Genomic DNA, 14,462 nt, shown 5'->3' with positions numbered 1-14,462 from the left:
AGGATAGAGAAGAGACCGCCACCGGACCTGGTGCACGAAGCCTCTCCGCCGCAGTGTGCGTCATCCGCGCAATGAACATAAAAAACGCGCCATCCCGGCATGAGCGTCTTCATGCACGGGCCTGTATTCATCATTCATCCATTGCCATGCTTGCCACCATCACCCGCCTCTTTCCCGTGTGGGCGCTGCTGCTTTCCGCCGCTGCCTACTTCTCGCCGCCGACCTTCACGCCCATCGGAAAATACATCACCCAGCTGTTGACGCTCATCATGCTGACCATGGGCGTCACCCTCACCGTGGACGACTTCAAGCGCATCATCAAGCGCCCCGCACCGGTGGCTGCCGGGATCATCCTGCACTACCTGGTCATGCCGCTGGCCGCCTGGGTCATCGCCAAGGTGCTGCGCATGCCGCCCGATCTCACCGCCGGCATGGTGCTGGTGGGCAGCGTCGCCTCCGGCACCGCCTCCAACGTGATGATCTATCTCTCGCGCGGCGATGTGGCCCTGTCGGTGACGATCTCCACGCTCTCCGCGCTGGTGTCGGTGTTCGCCACGCCGATGCTGACCGAGCTCTACGTGGATGCCTCCATCCACTTCGACGCCCACGCCATGCTGATGTCGATCGTGCAGATCGTGGTGGTCCCCATCGCGGTCGGCCTGGTGCTGAACCTGTTCGCGGGCAAGCTGATCCGCCGCATCGAGCCCTACCTGTCGCTGGTGTCGATGGTGGCCATCCTGCTGATCATCTCGGCGGTGGTTGCGGGCAGCCAGGCCAGCATCGCTTCGGTCGGCCTGGTGGTGCTGGTGGGTGTGATCCTGCACAACGGCCTGGGTTTGCTGGGTGGCTACTGGGGTGGCCGCCTGCTGGGCTTCGACGAAGCGGTCTGCCGCACGCTGGCCATCGAAGTCGGGATGCAGAATTCCGGGTTGGCGGCCGCCCTGGGCAAGCTGTATTTCACGCCGGTGGCGGCCTTGCCGGGCGCGTTGTTCTCGGTGTGGCACAACCTCTCGGGGTCGCTGCTGGCCGGCTACTGGCGTGGCCGTCCGCCACGTGACTGAAGCGCAGTTGCAGTGATGCAGCGCTGAATCCAACGGCCCGCTTCGCCTTGATGCGGGCCGTTGTCATTGGTGCGCAGTGATGGGCAAAAACTGATTACAATCCGCCATCACAGCACGTCCCATCCATCTCCATCAGGAGGGTTTTCCATGCAAAAACGCAAGTTTCTCGGCCTCGGTGCCTCGCTGCTGGCCGCGCCCGTGGCTCTCCCGGCGCTGGCCGCTGACAAGAAGCCTGGTGCTGCCGCAGGTCCGGTATTGCTCACGGTGACCGGCGACATCAGCAAGGCCAATCGCGGCCCGCTCGATCCGGCGCTGGACCAGATGATGGCCAAGCAGAAACTGGCGTTCGACAAGGCCCACACCTTCGATTTTGCCGCGCTCGCCGCGCTGCCTTCGGTGGAGATCCATCCCACGCTGGAATACGATGGCCGCCGCCACAGCCTGCGCGGTCCGCTGCTCTCGGAAGTCTTGCGCGCCGTCGGAGGTCCCGCCACCGTGCAGAACTGTGCCCTGCGCGCCGTCGATGGCTATGCGGTGCTGGTCTCGGCGGAAGATATCGCCAAGTACCGATTCATCATCGCCACCCATCTGGATGGCAAGCCCATCCCGCTGGGCGGACTCGGTCCGCTGTGGGCCGTGTATGACGCCGACAGCTTCCCCGAGATGAGCGCGCGCCCCTTGCCGGAGCGCTTCGGCCAATGCCCGTGGGGCCTGTATCACATCGCCGTGCGCAAGGCCTGAGGCGATGTGATGGGGCGGCGCCTCAGACGTTGATGGCGCTGTCCGATTTCATGCGCTTGCGCAGTTCGAACTTCTGGATCTTGCCGGTGGAGGTCTTGGGCAGCGGACCGAAGTAGATCGCCTTGGGTACCTTGAAGCCCGCCAGGTGGCCCCGGCAGAATTCGGTCAGTTCGGCCGCATCGATGTTGGCCCCGTCCTTCAGTTCGACGAAGGCGCAGGGTGTCTCTCCCCATTTTTCATCCGGTTGCGCCACCACCGCTGCGGCCAGCACGGCCGGATGGCGGTACAGCACGTCTTCCACTTCCACACTGGAAATGTTTTCGCCGCCGGAGATGATGATGTCCTTGCTGCGGTCCTTGATCTTGATGTAGCCGTCCGCGTTCATCACCCCCAAGTCACCGGTGTGGAACCAGCCCCCGGCAAAGGCTTCGTGCGTGGCCTTGTCGTTCTTCAGGTAACCCTTCATGCAGATGTTGCCGCGGAACATGATCTCGCCGATCTCCTCGCCATCGGCGGCCACCGGTTCCATGGTGTCCGGCGAGAGTACCGTCACCCCGCTCTGCAGGTGATAGCGCACGCCCTGCCGTGATTTCTGTACCGCGCGTTGATCCACCGACAGCGTGCTCCATTCATCCTGTTCCGCACACACGGCCGCCGGGCCATAGACTTCGGTGAGTCCATACACGTGGGTCAGCTCGAACTGCATCGCCTCCATCTTGGCCAGCACGGCCGCTGGCGGCGGCGCACCGGCCACCATCGCCTTGACCGGGCCACGGATGCCGGCACGCCAGCCCTCGGGCGCATTGGCCAGCGCCGCATGCACGATGGGCGCGGCGCAGTAATGCGTGATGCCATGTTCTGCGATCAGGTCGAACACCAGCTTGGGGTCGAACTTGCGCAGGCATACGTTCACGCCTGCACGGGCGGCCACGGTCCACGGGAAGCACCAGCCATTGCAATGGAACATGGGCAGCGTCCACAGGTAGACCGGATGCTTGGGCAGATCCCATTCGAGGATGTTGGAGACCGCATTCAGGGCCGCGCCGCGATGGTGATAGACCACGCCCTTGGGGTCGCCGGTGGTGCCGGAGGTGTAGTTCAGCGCAATGGCATCCCATTCGTCGGCGGGCCATTGCCATTCGAAATTTTCATCCCCATCGGCCAGCAGGGCTTCGTATTCCAGATGGCCGAAACGCTCGCCGGGCACCGGCGGCGGACCCAGCACGTCGAACACCTCGACGATTTTGAGCGCCGGCAATTGCGTGCGCAACTGCTGCGCCAGCGCGGCGAATTCGCTGTCGATCAGCAGCACCTTGGCTTCGCCATGGCGCAGCATGAAGACGATGGATTCGGCATCGAGCCGGATGTTGAGGGCATTCAATACCGCACCGGCCATGGGCACGCCGAAGTGCGCCTCCACCATCGCCGGGGTATTGGGCAGCATGGCCGAGACGGTGTCGTTCTTGCCGATGCCCAGACGCTGCAGGGCGCTGGCCAGGCGGCGCGTGCGGCGATAGGTCTGGTCCCAGTCCTGGCGCAATGCGCCGTGAATGATGGCGGGACGCTGGCCATAGACGGCGGCGGCGCGCGCGATGAAATCGATGGGGGTGAGGGCCGCGTAATTGGCGGCGTTGCGGCCAAGGCCGGTGTCGAAGTCTGCCATGCTTGTCTCCTTGCGGCGGGGATGAGGGGCGCGGCCTGTGCATTTTTTATCAGCCGCCTGTTATTTTCTGCACTAGGGTAGCACCGAAGCTGCCTTGCGCTTTGTCATCACGACGACAAGGCTGACATGCGACAATGTTTGCCGTTTCCTTTCCTCTCCGACTATCCCATGAGCAGCCCGATGGCGCAGCTTCTGCAGCAATACGACTGGTTCGCCGCGCTGGCCGGCGAGCATCGTGCGCTGGTCGCCGCCACCACCCAGTTGACGCGCTTTTCGGCCGATGCCTTCGTGGCCCGGCGCGGCGAACTCTCGCAATACTGGATCGGGGTGCATGAGGGCCTGATCAAGCTGGCCGTCTACAACATCGATGGCCGCAGCAGTACGCTCTCGGGCGTACCCGAGGGCGGCTGGTGCGGCGAGGGCAGCGTCATCAAGCGCGAGCCGCGCCGCTATGACGTCATCGCCATCCGGGCGTCACAGATCCTGCTGGTGCCGGCCGATACCTTCCACCGCCTCATGGCCGAGAGCCTGCCCTTCAACGCCTTTGTCATCGGCCAGTTGAACGAACGCATGGGCCAGTTCATCGCCACGGTCCAGAACGAGCGCCTGCTCGATGTCGATGCCCGCGTGGCGCAGGCCATTGCACAGCTGTTCCACCCGATGCTGTATCCGCGTACTTCCAAGGTGCTGGAACTGTCGCAGGAGGAGATCGGCCTCCTGACCGGATTGTCGCGCCAGCGCGTGAACCAGGCCATGCGCCACCTGGCTGAGCTGGGGCTGGTGGAGATTTCCTACCAGAGCATCCGCGTGGTCGATCTCGATGGCTTGCGTGCCTTCGGCATGGCCTCGCTGTGAGCGGCCTGTCACCACGATGACAGTCAGGCCCCCGCTGCCGGCTTAAGATCAGGCGAGCATCCCTGCATTGAGACTGCATCGACCCCTCCATGGCCATCATCACCCATCATCACCTGCAGCTGCGAGAACTGCGTTTCGCCGCCCCGGCGCGCGTGCGGGTGTGGAAGGGGGCTGCCACCTTGAAGAGCGGGGGCGTTGCGGTCGAGCTGCGGGAGGGTGAAAGTTTCACGGTGCCGCCCTTCGTGCGTTTTTCCTGCCTCGCCCATCCGCGCGTGACGGCACAAGGCATGCGCCCCGCAGTCTGGTCGCTGGCGCTGGAGGCAGAGGCCAGCGCCGATATGGAACGCGCCGCCGACACCAGCAAGCCCCACGCCCGCCGCCTTGCCGCCGCCATCTTTGCGCAGCCCAGCGCCGACTGGTGCGCCGAGCGCATCGCAGGTCAGTGGCAGATCTCTACGGCCCGCCTGCGTGCCTTGCTGTTTGCCGAGGGGGAGTCATTGCGCAGCCTGGTGCGCGAGCAGCGCGTGGCCTGGGTACTGGCGCAACTGGCGCGGATGGAAGATGCCGGTGCCAGTCCCGCCGCCGCCGGGTTTGCCTCGCTGTCGGCCCTGCAGCGCGCCTGCCAGGACCTGATCGGCCTGCCGCCCGAGATTGCCGGCCGCGCCCTGTCGCTGCTGAGCAGCCATCCCCGGCCGTCCGTTGTGCTGCAGGATGACCAGGCCCGCCAGCCGCGCTACCGCCCTTATTTCTGAGGCATCTGCGGCCGGGTGGCGGCAAGTTTGCTACCATCTGCGCTTTCCCTCAATTCTGTGTGGCCCGGTCCGGGCTGATTTCTCATGAGCAAGTTCTGGAGTCCCATCGTCAGCCGCCTGACGCCCTACACCCCCGGCGAACAACCCAAGATCGCGCGCTTGGTCAAGCTCAATACCAACGAGAGCCCGTATGGCCCGTCGCCGCTGGCCCTGCAGGCCATCGCCCGCGAGGTCAGCGACAACCTGCGCCTGTATCCCAATCCCGACGCCGAACCCCTGAAGCTGGCCATCGCCCGCCGCCATGCCGCCGACGGCATCAGCGCGCGCGAGGTGTTCGTGGGCAACGGCTCCGACGAAGTGCTGGCGCACGCCTTCCAGGCCCTGCTGCAACATGGCAAGCCCATCCTGTTCCCGGACATCACCTACAGCTTCTATCCGACCTATGCCGGCCTGTACCAGGTCGACTATCGCGCCGTGCCGCTGGCCGAGGATTTCACCCTGCGCACCGAGGATTACCTCGGCCATGGCGATGCCATCGGCGGCATCATCTTCCCCAATCCCAATGCGCCGACCGGCTGCCTGCTGGGACTGGACGAAGTGGAGCGCATCCTGCAGGGCAACCCGGAGCGCGTGGTGGTGGTCGATGAGGCTTATATCGATTTCGGCGGCGAGAGCGCCATCCCGCTGGTGCAGCGCTATCCCAACCTGCTGGTGGTGCAGACCTTCTCCAAGTCGCGCGCACTGGCCGGCATGCGGGTCGGTTTCGCAATCGGCCATGCCGACCTGATCGATGCGCTGGAACGCGTCAAGAACAGCTTCAACTCCTATCCGCTGGACCGCCCCGCCATCGCCGGTGCCACCGCCGCCATCGAGGACGAGGACTATTTCCGCAAGACCTGCGACATGGTCATCGCCAGCCGCACCGCACTGGTGACGCAGCTGGAAGCACTCGGCTTCGAGGTCCTGCCCTCGGCGGCCAACTTCGTCTTCGCCCGCCATCCGCAGCGCGATGCCGCCGAGCTGGCCGCTGCCTTGCGCAGCGACGGCATCATCGTGCGCCACTTCAAGAGCGAGCGCATCAAGCAGTTCCTGCGCATCACCATCGGCACCGATGAGGATTGCGGCACCTTGGTGGAGGCATTGCGCCGCCATCTCGGCCAGCAGTAAGTATCCCCTCTGCGGGCCGCGCCGGTGTTGGCCGCGCGGCCCGATGTGCAGAAAACGTCAGACGCCTGCGGTGCGTCCCTCGCCCTCGCCCAGCGGCCTTTGCCGCCACGCCACCAGCGCCCCCGCCAGCAGCATCAGTGCAGAAAACGTCAAGCCGCGTTGCAGGCCGCCGGCACCATCGGCGATCCATCCGACGATGGACGGGCCGATGATCTGCCCCACGGCAAAGATGATGGTGAAGGCGCTGATGCCGGCTGGCCAGTCCGAGGGCGGGAGGTTGTGACGCACCATGGCCGTGGTCGACGCCACGGCCGACAGGAAGCAGCCGCCAAACAGCAGCCCTGAGGCAAACACTGCCACCGGCGCGGCCGTCGTGGCCGGCAGCAGCGTGGCCAGGCACAGCAGGCCGTTGAGGATGGCCAGCGATTGTCCGCCCCGGAAGCGGTCCAGCATGCGCGCCCAGATGCGTGAAGACGCAAAGGTCGCCGCGCCCAGCAGCGCAAAGAACAGCGTGATGCGCGCCGGTGCCATCCCTTCTTCCTTCAGCAAGGCGATGACGAAGGTCATGTAGCCGATGTACCCGAGACCGAAGAATAAATAACCGGTCAGCCCGAACAACAAACTGCGCGGACGCCAGGCCCCGCCTCCTGCCGCCTGCGCCGGGGAGGTCGGCATCAGCCGCGCGGGCAGCGTCATGACCAGGCTGGCCACCAGCGCCAGCGCACCCAGCAGGATCCACGCCCATTGCCACGGATGGGGCGCACCCCGGGCGGCTGCGGCCTCCATTACCGGTGGCACCAGCAGCGAGGCGGCCACGATGCCGATGCCGGTACCGCCGTAATACAAGCCCAGCAGCAGGCCGGCGCGCTGCGCATGCAAGGCCGCCAGCCGGCTCACCAGCAATCCGCCCGAGACGAAGATGAGCGCACTGGTCACACCCGTTACTATCCGCAGCAGCAATTGCAGCAGCGTGTCCGTGGTCAGCGCCGGCAGGAAGGACAGCAGGGCGGTGGCAAAGGCGCCCGCTATCAGCACGCGGTGCGCCTGATAGCGGCGCATCAGGCGCGGCGTCAGCAGCGCGCCCAGCAGATAGCCCAAGGCATTGCCGGTATTCATGCCGCCGGCGATGAGGTAAGGCCAGCCGAGGTCGCTGCGCATGGGTGCCAGCAGCAGGGCATAGGAGAAACGCGCCACCCCCAGCGCCACGGCCGTGCCCAGCGACAGGGCCAGGGCGGTCAGGATGGGATGGCGCAGGATGAAAGGCGAGGGCGCATGCGCGGCGTGCGGGGGCATGGAATGGCGTCTCCTGGCGGTCTTGTTGTGGTGTGGGGTGCCAGTGTAGCCGAAGCGGTCAAACCGCTGCCCTAGTTGGTGACCGGCCGCCAGTTGTGTTGCTGCACCACATGCAGACAGGCATCCACTACCACGGGATCGAGGCGAGACCCGCTCTGGCGCTGGATTTCTTCCAGGGCGACTGCCATGCCCAGCGATTTGCGGTAAGGCCGGTCGGCCGACATCGACTCGACGATGTCAGCCACGGTCAGGATGCGCGCCTCCAGCGGCAGCGCATCGCCGCCGATGCCGCGCGGATAGCCGCTGCCATCAAGGTACTCGTGATGGCACCAGACGATCTCGGCAAGGTTGAAGGGGAAGCTGATCTTGTTCAAGATCTCGTAACCGAACTGCACGTGGGTCTTGAGCACGCCGTATTCGTCAGCGGTAATGCGGCCGGGTTTGGTCAGCAAATCGAGCGGTATTCTGGCTTTGCCGATGTCGTGCACTTGGGCGGCCATGTGCAGCACGTCGATGCGCTCGGCCGGCAGGGCCAGATGACGGCCGATCATCACCGCCAGCTCGGCGGTCTGGTCTTCGTGATTGGGCGTATAGCCGTCAGTGAGCCGATGCAGGGCGATCAATGCATCGATGACTTCTTGGTAGATCTTGTTCGGTTCTGAAACTGGCATTCCTGTCCCTGCGTGATTGCAGCCGCTGGCAGCGTGCACGGTCGCTCAGAGGTGTTGCTCGATGGAGGGTGACAGGCGATGCACCTGCCGTGAACCTTTGCCGGTTCCTTTTCTCTGAATGAGCCCCTCTTGGGGAAGCCCCGACCCGCTGGTCCGACGACGCATGTGCATGCGTTTTCCCGGTTGTCGGATAATAGCGGTCTGCAATATTGAAACTCATTTCAGGAAAGAAATGATTCTGCGCAGTTTACATTCCTGACTGATCGATGACAACAAAGCTGTCCACTTCCCGCCCGTCTTCTGCCCTGCGCCTGATCTGGCGCAAGTTTGCCATCCCGCTCTTCTTCCTGTTGCTGGGCGTGGTGTTTTCCACCTGGGCGGCCCGCATTCCCGCCATCCGGGACCATCTGCAGCTCGATGCGGCCACGCTGGCGCTGGTGCTGCTGTGTGGCGGCATCGGCGCGGTCGGCTCCTTCCCGCTGGCCGCCTGGATCACCGGCCATTACGGCGCGCGCCACAGCACGCTCTACGCGGGGCTGGCCCTGCTGGTGTCGCTGCCCTTGCTGGGACTGGCGCCGAACGTGGCCTCTCTCATGCTGATCTGCACGCTCTATGGTGCGGCGTCCAGCTGCTTCGACGTCGCCATCAATGCGCTGGGCGCCCAGGCCGAACGCGACGCCGGCCGACCCATCATGTCCATGCTGCACGGCTGGTTCTGCGTGGGCACCTTCTCCGGTGCGCTCGCCGCCAGTGCCGTGGCGGGCATGGGCATCGCACCGATCTGGCACTTCCTGCTGGTGGCCGCGCTGTTCCTCTATCCGCTCTACGCCTGCTATGAAGCGCTGCCCGATGACCGCCCCGAGCACGATCCCGCACGCAAGCTCTTCGCGCTACCGCACGGACATCTGGTGGTGCTGGGCGTGATCGCCTTCTGCGGCGCCATCGTCGAAGGTTCGGTGGCCGACTGGAGCGGTATCTACATGAAGGATCATATCGGTGCCAGCGATGGTGCCACGCCCTTGGCCTATGCTGCCTTCGCCGGGATGATGCTCATCATGCGCATGATCGGCGACCGTCTCAAGGCACGCTATGACGCGCGCCGCGTGGTGTGGGTCGGCACGCTCATCGCGAGCTTGGGCATCGCCCTGGCCGTGGCGGCACCCGGCATGACGCTGGCCATTCTTGGCTTTGCCATTGCCGGGACCGGCGTGGCCGCGGTCTTCCCGTTCGTCTTCAGCGCTGCCGGACGGCATGGTTCCAGCGCCCTGGCGGCGGTGGCCACGCTGGGCTACAGCGGCAGCCTGATCGGCCCGCCGGTGTTCGGCTTCCTCGCCCATGGCTGGGGATTGCAGGCTGCACTGGCCTTGCTGGGCGTCTTGTGCCTGGCCATGGCCGGGTCCAGCCGCCGCGCGCAGTGGCTGCAGTAAGGCCTCCGCTTTTCACTTCTACTACCTCTGATGCAAGGAAAAAATACGATGCGCAATCTGGTCCTGCTGCCGGGCTTCATGCTCAATGCCCACCTGTGGGATGACATGCAGGCCGATCTATCCACGCTGGGTGCACTGACCTTCGGCGACCTCGGCCAGGATATCGGCATCCAGGCCATGGCCGACGCCGTGCTGCGCCAGGCGCCGGAGCGCTTCGTGCTGTTCGGATTTTCGATGGGCGGCTTCGTGGCGCAAGCCATTGCGCTCAAGGCACCGGAACGCGTGCTGGGCCTGGGTTTGCTCAATACCTCATCGCGCCCGCAGACCGAGCGCGAATCGGCGGGCACACTGGCGCAGATCGAGCTGGCCCAGCGCACCCCCTTCAAGGGACTGACATCGCGCGCACTGGCCTCTTCGCTGCACCCGGCGCGCAGCACCGATCGCGGCCTGCTGGACCGGCTGCAGGCCATGGCCCTGGCCAATGGCAAGGACGTATTCCTGCGGCAGTTGCAGACCCTGCGCGACAGCAACGCCGAGGATCTGCAACGGCTGCAATGCCCGGTACTCATCGTCAGCAGTGACGAAGACAAGCTGCGCAGTGTGGAGGAATCGGAAGAGATGGCGCGCCAGATACCGCACTCGCGCCTGGAGATCATCGGCGACTGCGGTCACATGACGCCGATGGAAAAGCCGCAGGAATTGTTCGGGATCATCTCTGACTGGATCGTGCAATCCGGTCTGTGAAGCCTGCGCGTCGGCCAGTCCGGGACCGGCGCGGCAGGACCTGAAGGGGGCTTCAGCCCTCGTCGCGCTCCTTGCGGGGCGCTTCGGCAGAGCGGCTGCCGGGCCGTTTGTTCACTTCATCCAGTCCGCCCGTGCCGCGCAGGTCGGTATCGACCTGGCCCTTGCGGATATCGTCATATGCCTGGCGAATCTCGGGGCGCTCGACGGCATGGCCGCTGTTGGCGGCGTCCTGGCGGTCCGCATGCTGGTCATGCTCATGCGGCAGGCGCGGCTTGTCATGTTTGGGGTGACGGTCTTTTCTGGTTCTCAGGAAGCTGGTCATGGTGGTGGTCCTCGCAATTGAATGGTTGACTCTTCTTTTGCCGCAGGGCGATGCCGTGTGAGAGTGGCCACAGCGCATCATCACGCCTTGCATCTGCATGAAGCGAACAAGTACGACCGGGCCTCATAACAGAAGTGCCGCGAGTTACAAAGTGAGATGAAAAATAAGATTTTGTCCGACAGACAATTCGTACAAGCCGGCGCACAAGGCGCGGAAAGAGAAGAGCAGATGCCCGCTTGGACGCGCCAGGACTGGCTGCGTTCCCCATCTGCTGCGAATGGCCGCACATGAAAAAAAAGGCGGACCCGGGTAGCGGTCCGCCTTTTACTTATTTTTTCACACCGCTCATGATGGCGTGAAGCTCATCCGTTACTGCAAAAGCGTCGCCTCACAGCGACAGTCGCGCACGCGCGGCGCGATATTCCTCTTCCAGCCTATCCACCATCTCGGCCACGGTCGGCACATCTTCCATCAGTCCCACGCCTTGGCCTGCGCCCCAGATATCGCGCCATGCCTTGGCCTTGCTGCCGCCGCCGGAACCGAAGTTCATCTTGGTCTTGTCGGCTTCGGGCAGGTTGTCCGGATCGAGGCCGGCATTGACGATGGACTTCTTCAGGTAGTTGCCGTGCACGCCGGTGAAGAGGTTGGTGTAGACCACATCGGCGGCGGTCGACTCCACGATGGCCTGGCGGTAGGCGTCGTCGACATTGGATTCACGCGTGGCCAGCCAGCGCGAGCCCATGTAGGCAAAGTCCGCGCCCATGGCCTGCGCTGCCAGCACCGCATCGCCCGTGGCGATGGAGCCGGACAGGGCCAGCGGTCCCTTGAACATCTTGCGCACTTCACCCACCAGCGCGAAGGGCGAGAGCGTACCTGCATGGCCACCCGCACCGGCGGCCACCAGGATCAGGCCATCGACACCGGCTTCCAGGGCCTTCTCGGCATGGCGCAGCGAGATCACGTCATGCAGCACGATGCCGCCATAGCTGTGCACGGCATCCAGCATCTCCTTGGGCGGTGCGCGCAGGCTGGAGATGATGATGGGCACCTGGTGCTTCACGCAGGTGGCCACGTCCTGGGCCAGGCGGTCGTTGGACTGGTGCACGATCTGGTTGACCGCGATCGGTCCCGCCTTGCGTTGCGGATGTTCCGCTTGCCATTGGGCAAGCTCTTCCTGCAGCTGGGTCAGCCAGGTGTCGAGCAGCTCGGCCGGGCGCGCATTGAGGGCAGGAAACGATCCGACCAGCCCGGCCTTGCACTGGGCTGCCACCAGGGCCGGGCCGCTGGCGATGAACATGGGCGAGCAGATGATGGGCAGGCGCAGATCTTGCAATGCTTTGGGGTAAGCAGGGGCTGGTGGCATGGTCGTCTCTCTTGGGTTGTCATTATCTCAAGGCAACAGGGCTGGACCCCATGCCGCTTTTGTCCGGCGATTATAGGACAAAAAGCGACAAAATATAACGGTCGTGCTTTTTGTTGCGCGAAGGTGAAATATTCGGGAAATTATTTATATGATTTACTGTCTTCCCTTCATGCGTGCTATGTTTTCCACAAGCCTGCAATAAAAACAGGCCACGCAGGGCGCTACCGGGGGCGTCTTGCGGACCGGCTCAGCCGGAAGGGCCATGCCCGCGTTCCATGTATCTATCGTTATTAGCCGTAGGGGGGAATCATGCAACACTTTGATCTCGTCAATGTCCTCATCATCGTCCTGGCCGCCGTCGCACTGATTGGGGGCGCGCTGCTGCACAAGCGTGCACTGAAAAAGGCGCTCATCGAATCGGACAAGCTGCCGGTGCGCGGCCTGCGGCGTTATCGCCAGCAGTGAAGCGCGGCGCTTGCCCGCCATCCTGCGCGGCATTCTTTTCATTCAATACGACCATTGCAGGCTGAACCCGCCGGTCAGCGTACCGGTGGGGAATCCCTGTGGCCTGGTCAGTGGCGCAGCGATGAAGAGCTCCATGCCGAGCTTGTCCACGTTGCCACGCCAGCCCAAAACGGCACCGCTCAAGCGGCGCCCGCTCAGGCTTTGCGTCAGTGGTCCCGCTACCGCGCCGGTATCGACGCCGGCGTACACTTCCTGCCCGCCTTCTCCCATCCTCCAGGACAACTCATTGCGCAGCAGCCAGCCGCGCTCGGCCTGCAAGTTCATGTCGCCATCAAAGCCACGCACGGTATAGCGTCCGCCGATGGCGAACTGATCCTGCGCCGGCAGCTTGCCCCGGTTCCATTGGGCGCGCGCCGTTGCGTTGTAACGTAAGCGTGCTGCGCCCAGCGTGAAGGGCGCATTGATCGCTGCGTCCGCCAGCCACAGTCCATAGCGCGTGGTGATCTGCGGCAGGTCGAGTTCGCTCTCGGGCGCACGGCCTTGCCGGTCCAGTGCACGGCGATAGCTCAGGTTGATCTCGGCCACGGCCGGGCCGACGAAGTGGCGGTGATTCAAGCTCCATTCCCATGCCGTCATCCTGCGCTGTTGCGGCGCCAGCGGGATCTGGTCGACGAAATTGAAGGACTTGCGCAGCAACAGCCGGGCAGCGACATGGCTCTTGCTGGTGGCATCGCGTCGCAGGAGGCGCGACAGTTTGACTTCGCTCGTTTCGGCATGGCCGCTGTAGACCACCGGTTCAAAGGCGCCCTCCACCGTCTGGTGATAACGGCTGCCCGAGAGCGTCGCCGAGAGCAGCCAGTAGCCGAAGGGCAGCGAATAATGCACGGTATGGCTGCGGCTGCCGCGATCCCCATAGCGCCCCAGGCTGCGCGTGAGACTGGCGTAAAAGAGATCATTGAGCGTCCACCAGTTGTCATAGGCCACCGTCACGCCTGCCTGATAGCGGCCAGTGGTGCGCGCACCGCCATCGTCCAGCGAGGCCGAGAAGCGGATCGGAAAGGCCTGCCGGTATTGCACTACCAGATCGCTGTCGCCGGCTTGCGCGTCGGGTTCTTCCGAGGGCGTGATCTCGATGTCAGCCTCCGCAGTCGGCACGCGCCTGAGGTTTTCCAATCCCTGCTCGATGGCGCGCAAGTCGAGCAGATCTCCCTCCGCCAAGGGCAGTGCCGAAAACGTATTGCCCCGCTCATCGGCACCCTCGGCCATGCGCACCTTGCGCAGCCTGCCCGGTATCACTGTCAGTACCAGCCTGCCAGCCGAAAGGTCCTGCGGCTGTGCCAGCACGCGCGTGGTGGTGTAGCCGCGCGCGATGATGTCGGCCTGCACGCGCGCCAGCAGGATCTGCAGACCCTCGCTGCCCAGGCAGCGGCCGGTGGCACCACCATCCTCTGCCGCCTTCATCACCGTGCCCAAGGCGGGCCGGAAGCGCTCCGCAGAATCTCCTTCCATGATGATCGTGTCGATGCGGCTGCAAGCTTGTTCGTCCTCGGGGTAGTCCAACGACGTGGAAGCGGGAGGGGGCAGGCCCAGCGTGAGCACATCGGGCGCTTGCTCCAGGGTCTCGCGCAAGACGCGCTCTCGTTCGCGCTGCAGTTGTTCTTGCTGGATGCCGGGAGATTGTGCTGCGCTGTAGAGCGGGAGGGAGAGCGCGCCGAGCAGCAGCGGAGAAAGGAGGCGGTAGCGATTCATAAGGAAATGGTCAGCGAGCAAAACAACACCGGGCACGCGTGTCGCGATCACTCAACAATTTGGGAGATCGCAATTTCTCTTTTTATCGTCTGCACATAAATCAGACTTTTCTGATTTTTTAATCCGCTCTAAAAAAATAGACTGCGCCTCGAATCGATGAGGCATCCGGTCCGGGTCGATCTCGCAAAA

General features: G+C 64.2%; 14 protein-coding genes. 8 read left to right on the top strand and 6 right to left on the bottom strand.

Translation table 11 applies throughout. From position 1 onward, the window contains the following. Nucleotides 1-146: 146 nt before the first annotated feature. Together panS and E2K99_RS24800 are read left to right on the top strand one after the other, a co-directional pair. Nucleotides 147-1,061, top strand: coding sequence for a ketopantoate/pantoate/pantothenate transporter PanS (panS, locus tag E2K99_RS24805; protein WP_088755427.1), 915 nt, complete (start codon nucleotides 147-149; stop codon nucleotides 1,059-1,061). 147 nt (nucleotides 1,062-1,208) lie between these two features. Beyond that, nucleotides 1,209-1,802: a putative pterin-binding protein gene (locus E2K99_RS24800; RefSeq protein WP_134223925.1), complete on the top strand. Its 594-nt coding sequence runs from the start codon at nucleotides 1,209-1,211 to the stop codon at nucleotides 1,800-1,802. Nucleotides 1,803-1,824: 22 nt separating this feature from the next. Here E2K99_RS24800 and E2K99_RS24795 read toward each other — a convergent pair whose 3' ends face one another. Further along, entirely contained in the window at nucleotides 1,825-3,465 is a 1,641-nt protein-coding gene (locus E2K99_RS24795) for an acyl-CoA synthetase (protein WP_039790214.1), read from the bottom strand. A gap of 180 nt (nucleotides 3,466-3,645) precedes the next feature. On the opposite strand from E2K99_RS24795, the gene E2K99_RS24790 reads away from it, so the two are divergent. From E2K99_RS24790 to hisC, 3 genes are all read left to right on the top strand, one after another. Beyond that, on the top strand, nucleotides 3,646-4,320 hold the full coding sequence (locus E2K99_RS24790) for a Crp/Fnr family transcriptional regulator (protein WP_088755430.1): 675 nt from the start codon (nucleotides 3,646-3,648) through the stop codon (nucleotides 4,318-4,320). Between the two features lie 89 nt (nucleotides 4,321-4,409). Continuing rightward, nucleotides 4,410-5,072 carry a helix-turn-helix transcriptional regulator gene (locus E2K99_RS24785; RefSeq protein ID WP_134223924.1) on the top strand — a complete coding sequence of 221 codons (663 nt, stop codon included), beginning with the start codon at nucleotides 4,410-4,412 and terminating at the stop codon, nucleotides 5,070-5,072. Nucleotides 5,073-5,156: 84 nt separating this feature from the next. After that, complete coding sequence (hisC, locus tag E2K99_RS24780) at nucleotides 5,157-6,239, top strand: histidinol-phosphate transaminase (protein ID WP_134223923.1); 1,083 nt, start codon at nucleotides 5,157-5,159, stop codon at nucleotides 6,237-6,239. A gap of 57 nt (nucleotides 6,240-6,296) precedes the next feature. On the opposite strand, the gene E2K99_RS24775 is transcribed toward hisC, so the two are convergent. Both E2K99_RS24775 and E2K99_RS24770 read right to left on the bottom strand, forming a co-directional pair. Beyond that, nucleotides 6,297-7,532: a YbfB/YjiJ family MFS transporter gene (locus tag E2K99_RS24775; protein ID WP_134223922.1), complete on the bottom strand. Its 1,236-nt coding sequence runs from the start codon at nucleotides 7,530-7,532 to the stop codon at nucleotides 6,297-6,299. Nucleotides 7,533-7,603: 71 nt separating this feature from the next. Then, nucleotides 7,604-8,203 (bottom strand): HD-GYP domain-containing protein, encoded by a 600-nt coding sequence (locus tag E2K99_RS24770; protein WP_039790209.1) that lies wholly within the window; start codon nucleotides 8,201-8,203, stop codon nucleotides 7,604-7,606. 266 nt (nucleotides 8,204-8,469) lie between these two features. Here E2K99_RS24770 and E2K99_RS24765 point away from each other — a divergent pair, with 266 nt between their 5' ends. Next, complete coding sequence (locus tag E2K99_RS24765) at nucleotides 8,470-9,630, top strand: MFS transporter (protein WP_134223921.1); 1,161 nt, start codon at nucleotides 8,470-8,472, stop codon at nucleotides 9,628-9,630. Nucleotides 9,631-9,678: 48 nt separating this feature from the next. Then, entirely contained in the window at nucleotides 9,679-10,374 is a 696-nt protein-coding gene (locus tag E2K99_RS24760; protein ID WP_134223920.1) for an alpha/beta fold hydrolase, read from the top strand. Nucleotides 10,375-10,426: 52 nt separating this feature from the next. Here E2K99_RS24760 and E2K99_RS24755 read toward each other — a convergent pair whose 3' ends face one another. Both E2K99_RS24755 and E2K99_RS24750 read right to left on the bottom strand, forming a co-directional pair. Next, the gene (locus tag E2K99_RS24755; protein WP_034339950.1) at nucleotides 10,427-10,696 is read right to left on the bottom strand and encodes a hypothetical protein; all 270 of its coding nucleotides are present in this window, start codon (nucleotides 10,694-10,696) and stop codon (nucleotides 10,427-10,429) included. A gap of 388 nt (nucleotides 10,697-11,084) precedes the next feature. Next, nucleotides 11,085-12,059, bottom strand: a complete 975-nt coding sequence (locus E2K99_RS24750) for an NAD(P)H-dependent flavin oxidoreductase (protein ID WP_134223919.1) — start codon at nucleotides 12,057-12,059, stop codon at nucleotides 11,085-11,087. Nucleotides 12,060-12,368: 309 nt separating this feature from the next. Between E2K99_RS24750 and E2K99_RS25645 the strand changes: the two genes are divergently transcribed. Next, nucleotides 12,369-12,524, top strand: coding sequence for a hypothetical protein (locus E2K99_RS25645; protein WP_166675113.1), 156 nt, complete (start codon nucleotides 12,369-12,371; stop codon nucleotides 12,522-12,524). A gap of 42 nt (nucleotides 12,525-12,566) precedes the next feature. Here the strand turns inward: E2K99_RS25645 and E2K99_RS24745 are convergent, their stop codons facing one another. After that, nucleotides 12,567-14,273: a ShlB/FhaC/HecB family hemolysin secretion/activation protein gene (locus tag E2K99_RS24745; RefSeq protein ID WP_166675112.1), complete on the bottom strand. Its 1,707-nt coding sequence runs from the start codon at nucleotides 14,271-14,273 to the stop codon at nucleotides 12,567-12,569. Nucleotides 14,274-14,462 lie beyond the last annotated feature (189 nt).

The organism is Herbaspirillum huttiense, from assembly GCF_004367745.1.
GTDB classification, from domain to species: Bacteria; Pseudomonadota; Gammaproteobacteria; order Burkholderiales; family Burkholderiaceae_D; genus Herbaspirillum; species Herbaspirillum huttiense.
Note: the sequence above shows the minus strand (reverse complement) of the source record. Positions and strands in the feature narration are given on the sequence as shown.

Excerpts from the sequence above, each read along its gene's own strand:
- panS (WP_088755427.1), top strand. The coding sequence starts at position 147 with ATGCTTGCCACCATCACCCGCCTCTTTCCCGTGTGGGCGCTGCTGCTT.
- E2K99_RS24800 (WP_134223925.1), top strand. The coding sequence starts at position 1,209 with ATGCAAAAACGCAAGTTTCTCGGCCTCGGTGCCTCGCTGCTGGCCGCG.
- E2K99_RS24795 (WP_039790214.1), bottom strand. The coding sequence starts at position 3,465 with ATGGCAGACTTCGACACCGGCCTTGGCCGCAACGCCGCCAATTACGCG.
- E2K99_RS24790 (WP_088755430.1), top strand. The coding sequence starts at position 3,646 with ATGGCGCAGCTTCTGCAGCAATACGACTGGTTCGCCGCGCTGGCCGGC.
- E2K99_RS24785 (WP_134223924.1), top strand. The coding sequence starts at position 4,410 with ATGGCCATCATCACCCATCATCACCTGCAGCTGCGAGAACTGCGTTTC.
- hisC (WP_134223923.1), top strand. The coding sequence starts at position 5,157 with ATGAGCAAGTTCTGGAGTCCCATCGTCAGCCGCCTGACGCCCTACACC.
- E2K99_RS24775 (WP_134223922.1), bottom strand. The coding sequence starts at position 7,532 with ATGCCCCCGCACGCCGCGCATGCGCCCTCGCCTTTCATCCTGCGCCAT.
- E2K99_RS24770 (WP_039790209.1), bottom strand. The coding sequence starts at position 8,203 with ATGCCAGTTTCAGAACCGAACAAGATCTACCAAGAAGTCATCGATGCA.
- E2K99_RS24765 (WP_134223921.1), top strand. The coding sequence starts at position 8,470 with ATGACAACAAAGCTGTCCACTTCCCGCCCGTCTTCTGCCCTGCGCCTG.
- E2K99_RS24760 (WP_134223920.1), top strand. The coding sequence starts at position 9,679 with ATGCGCAATCTGGTCCTGCTGCCGGGCTTCATGCTCAATGCCCACCTG.
- E2K99_RS24755 (WP_034339950.1), bottom strand. The coding sequence starts at position 10,696 with ATGACCAGCTTCCTGAGAACCAGAAAAGACCGTCACCCCAAACATGAC.
- E2K99_RS24750 (WP_134223919.1), bottom strand. The coding sequence starts at position 12,059 with ATGCCACCAGCCCCTGCTTACCCCAAAGCATTGCAAGATCTGCGCCTG.
- E2K99_RS25645 (WP_166675113.1), top strand. The coding sequence starts at position 12,369 with ATGCAACACTTTGATCTCGTCAATGTCCTCATCATCGTCCTGGCCGCC.
- E2K99_RS24745 (WP_166675112.1), bottom strand. The coding sequence starts at position 14,273 with ATGAATCGCTACCGCCTCCTTTCTCCGCTGCTGCTCGGCGCGCTCTCC.